Annotated in this window: 10 protein-coding genes and 2 rRNA genes; 11 read left to right on the forward strand and 1 reads right to left on the reverse strand. The window is 45.2% G+C overall.

Going from position 1 to position 15,035, the window contains the following annotated elements; translation table 11 throughout:
• The first annotated feature begins 10 nt into the window (after positions 1-10).
• The 3 genes from DESDI_RS01060 (at position 11) to DESDI_RS01080 (ending at position 5,317) form a co-directional block, all read left to right on the forward strand.
• Positions 11-2,926, forward strand: a 23S ribosomal RNA gene (locus DESDI_RS01060).
• A gap of 139 nt (positions 2,927-3,065) precedes the next feature.
• Positions 3,066-3,182, forward strand: a 5S ribosomal RNA gene (rrf, locus tag DESDI_RS01065).
• 1,616 nt (positions 3,183-4,798) lie between these two features.
• Complete coding sequence (locus DESDI_RS01080; RefSeq protein WP_015260779.1) at positions 4,799-5,317, forward strand: DUF2179 domain-containing protein; 519 nt, start codon at positions 4,799-4,801, stop codon at positions 5,315-5,317.
• 39 nt (positions 5,318-5,356) lie between these two features.
• On the opposite strand, the gene DESDI_RS01085 is transcribed toward DESDI_RS01080, so the two are convergent.
• The gene (locus DESDI_RS01085) at positions 5,357-6,412 is read right to left on the reverse strand and encodes a DMT family transporter (RefSeq protein WP_015260780.1); all 1,056 of its coding nucleotides are present in this window, start codon (positions 6,410-6,412) and stop codon (positions 5,357-5,359) included.
• A 223-nt stretch (positions 6,413-6,635) separates the two neighbouring features.
• Between DESDI_RS01085 and DESDI_RS01090 the strand changes: the two genes are divergently transcribed.
• The 8 genes from DESDI_RS01090 (at position 6,636) to DESDI_RS01125 (ending at position 14,985) form a co-directional block, all read left to right on the forward strand.
• Positions 6,636-8,495 carry a DUF4153 domain-containing protein gene (locus DESDI_RS01090; RefSeq protein ID WP_015260781.1) on the forward strand — a complete coding sequence of 620 codons (1,860 nt, stop codon included), beginning with the start codon at positions 6,636-6,638 and terminating at the stop codon, positions 8,493-8,495.
• 57 nt (positions 8,496-8,552) lie between these two features.
• Positions 8,553-8,804 carry a hypothetical protein gene (locus tag DESDI_RS01095; RefSeq protein WP_015260782.1) on the forward strand — a complete coding sequence of 84 codons (252 nt, stop codon included), beginning with the start codon at positions 8,553-8,555 and terminating at the stop codon, positions 8,802-8,804.
• Between the two features lie 256 nt (positions 8,805-9,060).
• Positions 9,061-9,576, forward strand: coding sequence for a hypothetical protein (locus DESDI_RS01100; protein ID WP_041219192.1), 516 nt, complete (start codon positions 9,061-9,063; stop codon positions 9,574-9,576).
• A 178-nt stretch (positions 9,577-9,754) separates the two neighbouring features.
• Positions 9,755-10,171, forward strand: a complete 417-nt coding sequence (locus DESDI_RS01105; RefSeq protein WP_015260784.1) for a MerR family transcriptional regulator — start codon at positions 9,755-9,757, stop codon at positions 10,169-10,171.
• Positions 10,172-10,245: 74 nt separating this feature from the next.
• Positions 10,246-11,115, forward strand: a complete 870-nt coding sequence (locus DESDI_RS01110; protein WP_015260785.1) for an Mrp/NBP35 family ATP-binding protein — start codon at positions 10,246-10,248, stop codon at positions 11,113-11,115.
• A 316-nt stretch (positions 11,116-11,431) separates the two neighbouring features.
• Positions 11,432-12,079, forward strand: coding sequence for a redox-sensing transcriptional repressor Rex (locus tag DESDI_RS01115; RefSeq protein ID WP_156801088.1), 648 nt, complete (start codon positions 11,432-11,434; stop codon positions 12,077-12,079).
• Positions 12,080-12,099: 20 nt separating this feature from the next.
• Positions 12,100-13,752 (forward strand): FAD-dependent oxidoreductase, encoded by a 1,653-nt coding sequence (locus tag DESDI_RS01120; protein ID WP_015260788.1) that lies wholly within the window; start codon positions 12,100-12,102, stop codon positions 13,750-13,752.
• A 180-nt stretch (positions 13,753-13,932) separates the two neighbouring features.
• Positions 13,933-14,985: a 4Fe-4S binding protein gene (locus DESDI_RS01125; protein WP_051015640.1), complete on the forward strand. Its 1,053-nt coding sequence runs from the start codon at positions 13,933-13,935 to the stop codon at positions 14,983-14,985.
• Positions 14,986-15,035: the final 50 nt, after the last annotated feature.

The raw sequence follows: 15,035 nt of genomic DNA on the forward strand, positions 1-15,035 counted from the left end.
AAAAATGTTTGGTCAAGCTACTAAGGGCGTACGGTGGATGCCTAGGCGCTAAGAGTCGAAGAAGGACGCGGCGAGCGGCGAAACGCCACGGGGAGCAGTAAGCATGCATTGATCCGTGGATATCCGAATGGGGCAACCCATCCAGAGTCATATCTGGATATCTTAAGCTGAATACATAGGTTTAAGAAGACAACCCGGGGAACTGAAACATCTAAGTACCCGGAGGAAGAGAAAGAATAATCGATTCCCTGAGTAGCGGCGAGCGAAACGGGAAGAGCCCAAACCGAGCCCTTCGGGGATCGGGGTTGTAGGACCCTCTTTTAGGGATGAATTTCTAGCTGAAGCGATCTGGAAAGGTCGAGCAAAGAAGGTAACACTCCTGTAAGCGAAAGAAAGACATTCTGTGAGGGTATCCTGAGTACCGCGGGACACGTGAAACCCCGTGGGAAACTGGGAGGACCACCTCCCAAGGCTAAATACTCCTTAGCGACCGATAGCGAACCAGTACCGTGAGGGAAAGGTGAAAAGCACCCCGGGAGGGGAGTGAAAGAGAACCTGAAACCGTACGCTTACAAGCAGTCAAAGCACCCTTGAGGTGTGATGGCGTGCCTTTTGTAGAATGAACCGGCGAGTTACGGTATGTAGCGAGGTTAAGACGAGAAGTCGGAGCCGAAGCGAAAGCGAGTCTGAATAGGGCGATTAGTTACATGCTGTAGACCCGAAACCGTGTGATCTACCCATGGACAGGGTGAAGGTGAGGTAAAACTCACTGGAGGCCCGAACTCACTGTCGTTGAAAAGGCAGGGGATGAGCTGTGGGTAGCGGAGAAATTCCAATCGAACACGGAGATAGCTGGTTCTCCCCGAAATAGCTTTAGGGCTAGCCTCAATTGATGATTCTTGGCGGTAAAGCACTGAATAGGCTAGGGGCCTTACCGGGTTACCGAACCTTATCAAACTCAGAATGCCAAGAATTTAGATTGGGAGTCAGACTGTGGGGGATAAGCTTCATAGTCAAAAGGGAAACAGCCCAGACCATCAGCTAAGGTCCCAAAGTATACGCTAAGTGGAAAAGGATGTGGAATTGCATAGACAACCAGGATGTTGGCTCAGAAGCAGCCACCATTTAAAGAGTGCGTAATAGCTCACTGGTCGAGTGGTTCTGCGCCGAAAATGTAACGGGGCTCAAGCGTATCACCGAAGCTATGGCTTGTACTATTTAGTTAGTACAGGGGTAGGGGAGCGTTCCATCAGCAGAGAAGCTCAACTGTAAGGTTGTGTGGAGTGGATGGAAGTGAGAATGCCGGTATGAGTATGCGAAAAGGTGAGTGAGAATCTCACCCGCCGAAAACCTAAGGATTCCTGGGGAAGGCTCGTCCGCCCAGGGTAAGTCGGGACCTAAGCTGAGGCCGAAAGGCGTAGGCGATGGACAACTGGTTGAGATTCCAGTACCACTCTTAAGCGTTTGAGCAATGGGGTGACACAGAAGGATAGGTTAAGCGTGCCGTTGGTTGAGCACGCCCAAGCCCGTAGGGTGTGAGGCAGGAAAATCCGCCTCGCGAGAAGCCTAAAAGGTGATGGGGAGCGAAAACAAGTAGCGAAGTAACCGACTCCAAGCTGTCAAGAAAAGCCTCTAGTGAGCAAGAGAGTGCCCGTACCGTAAACCGACACAGGTAGGTAAGGAGAGAATCCTAAGGCGCGCGAGAAAACCCTCGTTAAGGAACTCGGCAAAATGACCCCGTAACTTCGGGAGAAGGGGTGCTCTAGCAATAGAGCCGCAGAGAAGAGGTCCAGGCGACTGTTTATCAAAAACACAGGTTCCTGCCAATCTGAAAAGAGAAGTATAGGAGCTGACGCCTGCCCGGTGCTGGAAGGTTAAGAGGAGAGGTTAGCCGTAAGGCGAAGCTTTGAATTGAAGCCCCAGTAAACGGCGGCCGTAACTATAACGGTCCTAAGGTAGCGAAATTCCTTGTCAGGTAAGTTCTGACCCGCACGAAAGGCGTAACGATCTGGACACTGTCTCAACGAGGGACTCGGCGAAATTGTAATACCCGTGAAGATGCGGGTTACCTGCGACAGGACAGAAAGACCCCATGGAGCTTTACTGTAGCTTGACATTGGACTTTGGTATGAAATGTACAGGATAGGTGGGAGACAGAGAAGCTAGGGCGCCAGCCTTGGTGGAGTCAATGGTGGGATACCACTCTTTTTGTACTGAAGTTCTAACTTAGACCCCTGAATCGGGGTTGAGGACCGTGTCAGGTGGGCAGTTTGACTGGGGCGGTCGCCTCCTAAAGAGTAACGGAGGCGCCCAAAGGTTCCCTCAGCGCGGATGGAAATCGCGCGAAGAGTGTAAAGGCAGAAGGGAGCTTGACTGCGAGACCAACAAGTCGAGCAGGGACGAAAGTCGGGCTTAGTGATCCGGTGGTACCGAGTGGAAGGGCCATCGCTCAACGGATAAAAGCTACCCTGGGGATAACAGGCTTATCTCCCCCAAGAGTCCATATCGACGGGGAGGTTTGGCACCTCGATGTCGGCTCATCGCATCCTGGGGCTGTAGTAGGTCCCAAGGGTTGGGCTGTTCGCCCATTAAAGCGGTACGTGAGCTGGGTTCAGAACGTCGTGAGACAGTTCGGTCCCTATCCGTCGCAGGCGCAGGAAATTTGAGAGGAACTGACCCTAGTACGAGAGGACCGGGTTGGACGGATCACTGGTGTACCAGTTGTCTCGCCAGAGGCACAGCTGGGTAGCTATATCCGGATCGGATAAGCGCTGAAAGCATCTAAGCGCGAAACCGGCCTCAAGATGAGATTTCCCACAGCATAAGCTGGTAAGACCCCTGAAAGATGATCAGGTAGATAGGCCCGAAGTGGAAGTGCCGCGAGGTATGGAGCTGACGGGTACTAATAGGTCGAGGGCTTGACCTAACAAGACGCCATGGAAGGTGACTCACTGAAGGGCTCAATTCTGCAGTGAGGAAGATGGAATCTAAAGTTTACAGTTATATAAGATCTGTGCAGTTTTGAGGGAACAGGGTCCCGAGAGGGACGCTATAACTTCAAACGATCTGGTGATTATTCCGGAGGGGTTCCACCCGTTTCCATCCCGAACACGGAAGTTAAGACCTCCAGGGCTGATGATACTTGGACCGCAGGGTCCTGGGAAAGTAAGTCGTTGCCAGGTAAGTAAGCAAAGAGACCGTCATTATGATGGTCTCTTTGCTTTTCACTAAAGTGAAAACAAGATACGAAGTGCATGATGCTCTGGGGTCGGTTCCACCCGTTTGCCGGCGCCACGCAGCGGGTTTATGTGGCCGTGTGGCTTGGCCGAAATGATGTACTACATCATTTCGTATCTCGAACACGGAAGTTAAGACCTCTAGGGCTGATGATACTTGGACCGCAGACGTAACAGTCCGGTGGACTGTTACGCGGCGAGCGCGCTGTGGGAAAAGAATGCTGAACGCGCCGCCTACCTGGGAAAGTAAGTCGTTGCCAGGTAAGTAAGCAAAAAGACCGTCTTTATGATGGTCTTTTTGCTTTTCACTACGTGAAAACGAGGATGACGAAGTGCATGATGCTTTGGGGTCGGTTCCACCCGTTCGGCCGGCGCCACGCAGCGGGTTTATGTGGCCGTGTGGCTTGGCCAAAACAGTCCACTGGACTGTTTTGTATCTTGAACACGGAAGTTAAGACCTCCAGGGCTGATGATACTTGGACCGCAGACGTAACGGTCCGGTGGACTGTTACGCGGCGTGCGGGCTGTGGGAAAAGAATGCTGAACGCGCCGCCTACCTGGGAAAGTAAGTCGTTGCCAGGTAAGTAAGCAAAGAGACCGTCATTATGATGGTCTCTTTGCTTTTCACTAAAGTGAAAACAAGATACGAAGTGCATGATGCTCTGGGGTCGGTTCCACCCGTTTGCCGGCGCCACGCAGCGGGTTTATGTGGCCGTGTGGCTTGGCCGAAATGATGTACTACATCATTTCGTATCCCGAACACGGAAGTTAAGACCTCCAGGGCTGATGATACTTGGACCGCAGACGTAACAGTCCGGTGGACTGTTACGCGGCGAGCGCGCTGTGGGAAAAGAATGCTGAACGCGCCGCCTACCTGGGAAAGTAAGTCGTTGCCAGGTAAGTAAGCAAAGAGACCGTCATTATGATGGTCTCTTTGCTTTTCACTAAAGTGAAAACAAGATACGAAGTGCATGATGCTCTGGGGTCGGTTCCACCCGTTTGCCGGCGCCACGCAGCGGGTTTATGTGGCCGTGTGGCTTGGCCGAAATGATGTACTACATCATTTCGTATCTCGAACACGGAAGTTAAGACCTCCAGGGCTGATGATACTTGGACCGCAGACGTAACAGTCCGGTGGACTGTTACGCGGCGAGCGCGCTGTGGGAAAAGAATGCTGAACGCGCCGCCTACCTGGGAAAGTAAGTCGTTGCCAGATAAACGCGAAAAAGACCGTCTTTTATAGATGGTCTTTTAGCTTTTCACTACGTGAAAACGAAGTTGACGAAATGCATGGTACTATGGAGTATATGGGAAATAAATAATTACTCTGCAGGAGTATTCGTCTTTGAACGCAGTGTGATAAAATAATCTTTAGGGGTTACTTGTTTTGGTGTCGTCTGCATCGGGGAAGAAGTCTACAGGACTTCATCGTCTCCATTCGTCTCACCGAGCAAGCAAAGAACTATGCAGTATGCGTAGTTCTTTTGGGATTTATGTTAGTTGTAATCCTTGTGAACCATAAGCAGTCGGTTAAAATTAAATAAGGAAGAATGGTGATATGAATGAATCAAGGCGTTTTGTTAATTCTTCTAATCATGACAATTAATATCGTTTATGTATCGCTGACAACGGTTCGGTTTATTCTTATGATTAAGGGATTAAAAGAGTACGCTTCCATATTGTCTATGATTGAAGTGTTTGTGTATATATCCGGACTGACGATTATTCTCAACAATTTGAACAATTACTGGAATATCGCAGCGTATTGCATCGGCTTCGGAATCGGCGTGTATCTCGGGAGCAGGATTGAAGAAAGACTGGCACTTGGGTATATTACTGCCCAAGTTATTATCGATTCACTTGATGATACCCTACCAATAACGTTACGTAAAAAAGGTTTCGGTGTGACAACCTGGGTGGGGGACGGCCGAGATGAAAAACGCTTGGTGATGCTTGTATTGACCAAGAGAAACCGTCAGAAGGAGCTATTAGACATTATTGACGAGTCGACTCTAAATTCTTTTATATTATTCCAGGAAGCTAAAGGCTTCAGAGGGGGTTTTTGGGAGGGGAGAAGGTAGTCTATCAGTGAGATGATGCCTTCGGTATGTGCCTTTGGTTCAGTGCACATGACTATGATGAATATCAGGAGTGTGGCTATGAGCGTGACTAAGAAGGTCGTGGGTGTGCACATGGCTGTGCTCTTGATTGATAGATTCGTTATGGGTGTGATTATGGTGAGCGTCAGTATGATAATGTCGGTGCTCGTGGACTAGGGCAGGGTGTGTATGCGTATGCTTGTGTTTTTCATTGGCGGCAAAATAAGCGCCTGCAATCATAATCAGTAGAGCGATCAGGAAAGAAACGGTCGGGGGTACCCTGAAAATCGCGAAAGATAGACCTACTCCAATAAAGGGAGCGATAGCATAATAAGTACTGGTTCTGGCTGCACCAAGTTCTCGCTGGGCTGAAACATAGAAGAAAATGCTGAGTCCATAGGCGAAGAAGCCCAGTAAAAGGGCAAACATAATATAGACACTCAGATTGCTTAGCGGCTCTTTCAGAATGAAAGTCAGCAATAAAGCTCCAAAGCCTGACCCTAGTCCTTTGACGATGACAACATCTAAGGGGTCCTTAATGGAGAGCATGCGAGTGCAATTATTTTCGAAGCCCCAGCAAAGGCAGGAGAGTAGCACGAATATTGAGCCCAAGGAGAAGGTAAAACTACCTAAATCCTCTACGGATAGAATAATGCTGGCGAGGGTAATCAGGACGATTGCACCCCATAAGCGCCGACCGATAGATTCTTTGAAAAGCAGTAATGCGATTAAGGAAGTCGCAACGATTTCAAAATTGCCCAAGAGTGCAACATTAGCAGATGAACTCATGGTTAAGCCAATCATTAAAAACACGGGAGCAGCAATATCCAGACCAATCATGGCTAAGACAAAGGGCAGATCATTCCTGTCCAGCTTGGCTTCGCGGTATTTGTGACCGGTAAGACGTTTGCTTAAACTGATTATGGCCATTCCTAGACCTGCTCCTAGATAAAGTAGGGCGGCCAACAAGGTTGGCGGAATCTTTACTAGCAGTAGTTTGGAAACAGGTGCGCTGAAACCAAAGAGCATTGCGGCAAAAATTGCCGCCATAATTGCGGAGTGTTTCTTGTTTATCAACTGTGTGCATCTCCTTAGAATAATTTGAGGGTAATCTGGGAGAGGAATAATTGGAATATACCATGACGAAGCCCAGAATTCAAATCTATATGCTATTAACTACCTCATCACTTCTGAAATACTAGTCGCCCCTTACATAAGATTTTCTTTTTATTGCCTTAGGCATTATAATAAGGAATAATAGTCATAACTTGTTCAAACATGAGTTAAGGAGGTGCGAGTGATGAGTGTCTTCATTCAGTCAACATTGCAAGGTTTCAAAGGTGCAATTAAGGCCTTCCAAAGGTTCCCGGCTTCAATAGCTAGTGCTCTCGGATTTGCCATCGTAACCATGATAAGAATTCAACTGGATTGGCCCGAGCAAGAACCCTACAATTTCTTGTTTAACTGCTTGCATTGGTCCTTTGCACTGGGTGCGGTGTTCAGTCTGGCCGTGATTACCGGAGCGTATACTCGCTATAATCACAAAAAGTCCTTCCTTACCGCCAATCTGCTAGGAGCGGCAGCGGTAGTTGTAACATTTTTAGTGCTCTACTTTTTTGGCGGGACATATCCGTCTTTGGAGAAATCGAGCTTTGCGACCATCTCAAGCCTGGCTGAAGCCCGTGTCAGTGTAGCTATCCTGCTCAGCCTTATTGCTTTTATCTATTTAGCCGGATACCCAAAAGAGCAGTCAGATTTTGCTCGCTCCTTTTTCATGACACTAAAGGCTTATTTCATTGCCCTGATCTATGGCCTAGTTATCATGGCTGGAACAGCAGGTGTTGCCGGAGCCATCGAAGCCCTTTTATATGAGGGGATGAGTGAAAAGGTCTATATGTACCTCGGAACCTTATCTGGATTTGTGGCCTTTACAATTTTCGTCGGTTATTTTCCGGATTTCCGTCGGGGGTATATGGATTCCCACCGCGAGGTGGCTCAGAAACAGCCGCGCTTTATCCAAGTTCTTTTTGAATACATTCTCGTTCCCATCGTGCTGGCGTTGACTATTGTTCTGCTACTTTGGGCGGGTAGGACGATCCTAAGTGGTATGGAAGCTTCATTCCTGAGACTTTATGGGATTGCGACGGCTTATACCATCGGTGGAATTTTGCTTCATATTATAATTACCCACTCTGAATCAGGGCTAGCGAGATTTTATCGACGGGTTTACCCGCTGGCCGCTTTGGTGATCCTTGCCTTCGAGGCCTGGGCCTTCGTGATTCAGCTGGAGAAGTCAGGTCTCAAAACCACCGAATATTTCTTCATTGTTATTTGGATTATTGCCTTGATATCGGCAATTCTTCTCCTCATACGAAAGCATGATGCTCATCCAACGATCGCTCTTCTCACTTGTGTTATGGCTGTTTTAGCGGTCTTCCCTCTGGTAGGTTACCAAGCTTTGCCGGTCTCTGCGCAAGTTAACCGGCTTGAGAATTTACTAATTGACCAGGGAGTACTGGACAATAATCAGTTAATCCCAGCAGTAACTCCACCGGAGCTGGCGGTACGGGAGTCAATTACCGATGCAGTGACTTATCTTGCTTACGCAGAGAATGCGAAGCTTCCGGCTTGGTTTGATAAGCGCCTGGCTGAAAGTAGCACCTTCAAGACTAAACTAGGTTTCGAACAAACCTGGCCTGAATTCGAGGGCCCTAATGGGAATACGCATTCTTTGGTAACCATCCTCCAATTAACCCCCCAGGGAATCGACATCGGTGACTATCGTTGGGCTCTAAACCTGCAGGACTATGAATACCAGAAAGAACAATCTTCAGCTACCTTAAACGGTGCTCAAGGTACCTATCATATCAATTGGACGAGGGACCCGAAAACAAATATGCCCACCTTGCGAATCGAGCTCAATGATCGGGTGATTCTCGAGCAAACCATGGATGATTATATAAAGCGGATTTCTGCATCATACCCACCCAATGATGGACGCCCTGCTCAGGTCGGACTCCAAGATATGAGCTTACAGTTTGATACTCCGGAAGTGACTGTGCTGCTCGTGTTCAATCGTATCGAGATGAATCTAGATCCCCAAGCAGATCGGATTTTCTATGGATTTGACTTAAGCTCTCTTTATATGAAGGAAAAATGATGCAATAAGATCTATGAATTGAACCTTATTTATAAATTATTTTAGGAGGGGACATATATGTCCTTTACGATTAAATCCAAAAATGATGTTTTCAAATTTGCCTTACCACTCCATGATTATCTGAGTCTGCATGGTAAACTCGAAGAGGCCGAGGTTCTGGCCAGTTTAGTAGACTCCTGTTACCCAGAGGATGCCCAGGCTTTGGAAGCCCATAGAAGGGCTTTTAAACAGATCCGTGAAACTATTAAGGACTTCCCTTCAGAATATCAACATGCGTTAGATGATGCGCTGAGAGTTCTTTCTGAATAAAAGTGTAGATGAATGGGTCAAGTTCTTTAGACGCCCCATAAGTCTTGTTTGGATCAGTACGGGAGATTAATAAGAAGCGTTACAGGGCAGTTTACGTAGAACAGGCCTGTAACGCTTCTTTATTTTCCCTTAACCATCGGTACCCTATTTTCGTATTTCCTGCAGAGATAAAGGGATTTTTTATTTAGGAAATGATACAATAAAACTATTATTAATTTCGTAAAATGCGCTTTAAAAGCGTTGTATATAGGGAGAGATGAATTTGCCAGTGGATAAAGGAAAGGTCGTTGATTTCCAGCAATATAAAGAGAAACGCGAGATTCGTGGAATTGAAGAAGCTATTTCCTATGAAGAAGAGAACAGTGATGAAAGTGAGTTTCGGGCGAAGTTACAGTTATCCCAGAAGGATGCTGAAATGGTTATATATTGTCTGCGTTTAGGACGTGAGTACTTCAAGATTGAAGATGTGGGGATTGCTGATGAGGATAATCAGCCCCAAAATGATCTTGAAAAGGTAAACCATCTACTGGATAGGATTCAGTATGAAGCTCTTAAGCTTCACACTGAAGACGAATATATCTTTAGAATAAGTCTATTGGAGCTAATATTTATTATCGATTGTGTGGAAATGACTAGGAATGCTGCGAGTAAGGGTATCAATGTGTTCCAAGCAGAACCTGAGGAAAAGGAAAATTACATAAGATGGTTGGACGGAACCTTTGTTTACTTGTTGGATGTTTATGAGAAGTGGAGGTTCTTTCGGAATAGCTAGACCCGAAGATTGGGCAGAGAAAAGGCCTATAACCACTTCTGTCTGAAAGAGACACACTCTCCCTGATGGTTGGGAGGGTAAACCTCAAGGAAAATATTGAATAAATTTGCAATTAAATATATAATCGGGTTATACTTATTAGTGTAGATGCTAAAAAGGTAGAGCGTGTGGTGATTTTGTGATTGATGAAGAAAAGGGCCTATATACTATCGGTACCGTCGCCGAGTTAATAGCAGAACATCCTGAAACACTAAGGGTGTGGGAAAGAAATGAATTGATCCGACCCAATCGGGAGGGTTATCAAAGGAAATATTCCAATAATGACTTAATTAGATTAAAGTTCATCAAATACTTAATGCATGACAAGGGTTTGAATATAGCTGGAGTAAAGCACCTGACGTCCATGTACTCATGTTGGTACAAGCGTAATTGTAAGGGGGGGGCATTGAAGAATAGCTCAGTCGGTGTAAATGAAACTAAACCCTGTTGGAAGGCGGAAGGAACCTTTTGCCTCGTTGCGAGTGATAAAAGTGAACTATGTAATTCGTGTGAAATGCTAAAAGGTTGCACAGGATGTACCGGATGTAATAAATAGAATTTTAACTATAACATTGAAATCAATAAAATAATTGATATTACATAAATAAAATTATTTAGAGGGGTGTTTTTTTGAATAACAAGGACTGTGAATTTGAAGGTGCGCAGTGTGGGGATTCCTGCCCTTCAACAAGCTGTACGAACAAACCCATTGATTTAAAGGAAAAGACCCATGAACTGAATTCAATTAAACGGGTTATTGGTGTTGTCAGTGGAAAAGGTGGTGTAGGTAAGTCTCTGGTAACGTCTATGCTTGCTGTATTGACGCATAGGCAAGGCTATAATGTTGGTATTTTGGATGCGGATATTACTGGCCCATCTATACCTAAGATGTTTGGCATTAAACAGAAAGCTAAAGGGAGTAGTTCGGGCATCCTTCCTGTGAAGTCCTCTAGCGATATTAATATTATGTCTGTAAATCTTTTATTGCCGAAGGATGATGATGCTGTCATTTTGCGAGGTCCAATCATAGCAGGGACGGTTAAGCAGTTTTGGACCGACGTGATTTGGGGTGATCTCGATTATTTGTTCCTTGATATGCCGCCGGGAACGGGTGATGTCCCCTTGACTGTATTCCAATCCATACCCCTAGATGGGATTGTCATTGTAACTTCCCCGCAGGATTTGGTTCATATGATTGTTCGCAAGGCCTATAATATGGCAAAGACGATGAACATCCCTATCTTAGGGATCGTTGAGAATATGAGCTATATAGCGTGCCCTGATTGTGGTAAACAGATCAAAATGTATGGTGACAGTCACATAGATACGATAGCTGCGGAACTTGGAATCAAAGTGTTAGGCAAAATGCCGATTGATCCTGTTATTGCTGAGCTTTGTGACAAAGGAGAAATTGAAAAGACGACTAGTGATTATATTGCGAACGCGGTTGACTTTATTGTAAAAATGCCTATAAACGGCGAAGTTAATAGTGCGAAATAGGAGGTTTGGAGCTATTCACAATGGAACGGTTAATCCCTATGAATATGAAGGTTGTGGTGTGTGTTTTTAGAGGTACTGTTACTGAGATTAAGAAACAGTGGGGTGAATATTGCTGGTAATTAATGATTAAAAATCCTTTCACAACTGCAGGACAGGGAAAAGGTATTCTGGTTGCAGAATGGTTAAACAAATACCAGTTGACATAGTGATAATTCAGAAGGATTTCAGTGGCAAGGGTCCTTTTTATGTATTTGAGCAAAAAACCAATGAGTAAATTCATAAAATAAATTATGTAAAAGGGAGGGAGGGATTTTTGTTGAATAGATTAAAAATACCAGAAGTAACTATTATGCGACTGTCAGTTTATTCACGTTATATTGCTGAATTAGAGGATAAGGGCATTATAACTATAGCATCGAATGATATAGCTAAAGGAGTGGGAGTCACCCCCCCTCAAGTGCGTAAAGACTTTGCGTGTTTTGGGGAATTTGGCACGAGGGGAGTAGGTTATAATGTTAAGGATCTACATCGGCATATTCTAAGAATACTGAGCTTGGATGTTGATTGGAACATGGCTATGGTAGGCATTGGTAACTTAGGTTTAGCGTTAAGCAGTTTTCGAGGTTTCCTTGAACGTGGTTTTAAAATAACCAGTTTTTTTGACAATGATCAAAATAAAATTGGTACTTTTATTAATGGTGTGGAAATCCTGCCTGTGACTAGGCTTGTTGAAGTGGTAAAGAAAAACCACACCCAAATTGGCATCATTTCTGTCCCGGCGGGCTACGCTCAGGAAATAGCCGATCTTTTAGTCGAAGGAGGGGTACAGGCAATTCTCAATTTTGCTCCAGTAGCCTTAAACGTTCAGCCGGGTATTAAACTACGCAACGTCGATTTAGCAGTCAATTTGGAAGTTCTGACTTTTAACGTCAGCTTAAAATCAAAACACCTAACAAAAATCTAACAACAAAAGGAGAATAAGTGATGAGCGTAAAGGTACTAATTGTTGGCGGCGTCGCCGGGGGAGCTAGTGCTGCTGCACGATTACGACGTTTGAATGAAGCAATGGAGATCATTATATTTGAGCGGGGAGAACATATTTCTTATGCCAACTGTGGCTTACCGTATTATATTAGTGGAGTCATTGCAGAGCGGGATGCTCTTCTTGTTCAAACACCAGGGGGCATGAAAGATCGCTTTCAAATCGATGTGCGAACTCATAGTGAAGTTACTCGCATATTCCCTGAGGAAAGAGTAGTAGAAGTACAAGAAAAGAACGGTCATATCTACCGAGAATCTTATGATGAATTGATACTTTCTCCTGGGGCAGCTCCGGTTCGTCCGCCTATTCCCGGTATTGATACTATTGAAGCTTTCGTAGTGCGTAATGTTTCAGATATTGATCAGATTAAGGGATATATCGATGAGCAGCAACAGCAAACCGCAGTAGTGGTTGGTGGTGGATTTATTGGCTTGGAAATGGCTGAGAATCTCTCTGAAAGAGGAGTACAAACAACAATTATAGAAATGAGCAATCAGGTCATGGCTCCTCTGGATTTTGAAATGGCCGCAATTCTGCATGATCATATTTTTAGCAAAGGAGTTAACCTCATTTTAGAAGATGGAGTAAAGGCTTTTGATAAAGAAGAGAACAAAACCATCATCACCCTTCAAAGTGGTGAGCAAATTCAAACGGATTTAACGATCATAGCTATCGGGGTCAGACCAGAAATAAAATTAGCAAAGGAAGCCGGACTGACTATTGGGGATTTAGGTGGAATAAAAGTTAATGAAAAACTACAGAGTTCTGATCCCCATATTTACGCCATCGGCGATGCTATTGAGGTAAAGCATTTAATAACCGGCGAAGCAGCGCTCTTACCTCTTGCTGGACCAGCCAATAAGCAAGGTCGCATTGTTGCTGACGTTATTTCTGGCAGAGAAAGCCGGTATAAGGGTACCCAGGGTACTTCTATTGCTAAGATTTTCGATTTAGTTGCGGCTTCGACTGGTGCGAACGAAAAGATTCTTAAAAAGTTAGGAATATCTTATGAAATATCATTTACACACTCCGCTTCCAACGCCGGGTATTATCCCGGAGGAAAAAGGTTATCCATAAAGCTTATATTTGAAAGAAATGAAGGGCGAGTATTAGGTGCGCAAATTGTCGGGTCACAGGGTGTCGATAAACGAATCGATGACATTGCTGGGGTAATCCGTCGCGAAGGTACCATATATGATTTGCAAGAACTTGAGTTGGCTTATGCCCCACCGTTTTCATCGGCTAAAGACCCAGTTAACATGGCTGGCTATGTGGCTGAAAATATTATTATTGGAGATGTTCGTACAATTCAATGGTATGAAGTGCAGAAGATGAACCCAAAAGATGTATGTATAATTGATGTGCGGACCGAAGTGGAACGAAGAGGAAAATTCATTGTCGGTTCCTTACATATACCGATCGATGATCTTCGCAACCATTTATCTGAACTTCCTAAGGATAAGGATATCGTTCTATACTGCGAGATCGGGTTGCGTGGATATTTAGCTTATCGGATTTTATCTCAACACGGATTTACACGAGTTAAGAATTTAAACGGAGGCTGGGTCACTTATTATCCAGCAGTGTTTGGTTAGGTTTGGGCAGGTTAACCGTATGGATGTGTCGATAAAGTGATTACAATCACACTCTGGCAGCAGGTTTTGAAGTACAATAAGATGTGCTTTATAAACAGAGATACGCTACAGCATAGAGATGGTACTGTAAACATAATAATGTGCCAAAAACATAGGGTGTAGCGTTTCTAGCAGATAAGGATGGATAGTGTGAAGATAAAAGAGCAAAAAGCAATTGGATTTAAGCTGCTTAAGAAGGACAGAGCGCCTATAGAGCGAAGAGTGGTGCAGATACTTTTTGTATTGATGATTTTGTATATTGGCATTCAATTCATGGGCTTTGTTAACTCCTATGCCGATCCTAATGCTACAGTAATGGTACCCCGACCATCGGGAGTAGAGGCCTTCCTACCCATCAGTGCCTTGGTTGCTCTAAAATCTTGGTTGGTCACCGGGATATTTGATACAGTCCACCCAGCGGGGCTCGTTATCTTATTATTAGCTATGGCTCTTTCGTTGGTATTTAAGCGGAGTTTTTGCTCTTGGATCTGTCCCATTGGTACTTTATCCGAGGGATTAGCTGTCGTCGGTAGAAAGCTCTTCGGTAAGAACTTTGTTGTGCCACGGTGGCTAGACTACCCTTTGCGTTCTATTAAGTATATTTTGCTTAGCTTTTTCATCGTCTTTATTCTCATCTTTATGGATGGAGCGAGCGCCTACGGTTTTCTGCAAACTCCATATAATATGATTGCTGACGTGAAAATGCTGGACTTCTTTAAGAATCTGACAGGGGTAGGGATCACTGTTATTGCAGTGCTTGCGCTGCTTTCGCTGCTCTTCCAGAACTTCTGGTGCAGGTACCTTTGCCCCTACGGAGCACTGATGAGCCTGCTCAGCATCCTTAGCCCTTGGAAGATCCGTAGAAATGCGGACACCTGCATCTCTTGTCAAAAATGTACCGCTGTCTGCCCTAATCAACTCAAAGTAGCTGAAGCAAAGAGTGTCTGGTCACCGGAATGTTCAGGATGCCTGAACTGTGTCAAGAGCTGCCCAGTCAAAGGGACTTTGGAGTTTAGCTCGCCAGCTTCTAGGGGGAGAGGACTTATCCTCGATTCCAAAGGAGTGGCTATTGCAATCGTGGTCATATGGTTTATGGTCGTGGCCTTGGCAAAGTTCACGGGACATTGGGAAACCAGCATCCCTCCGGAAATGTACAAGATTCTGATTCCACAAGCGGGTCAGTTTAATCATTAAACGCGAATAAGATAGTTGTAGTCCCGGTGAACGCTTTCAAATCTGTTAAT

This window comes from Desulfitobacterium dichloroeliminans LMG P-21439, from assembly GCF_000243135.2.
Classification (GTDB): Bacteria; Bacillota; Desulfitobacteriia; order Desulfitobacteriales; family Desulfitobacteriaceae; genus Desulfitobacterium; species Desulfitobacterium dichloroeliminans.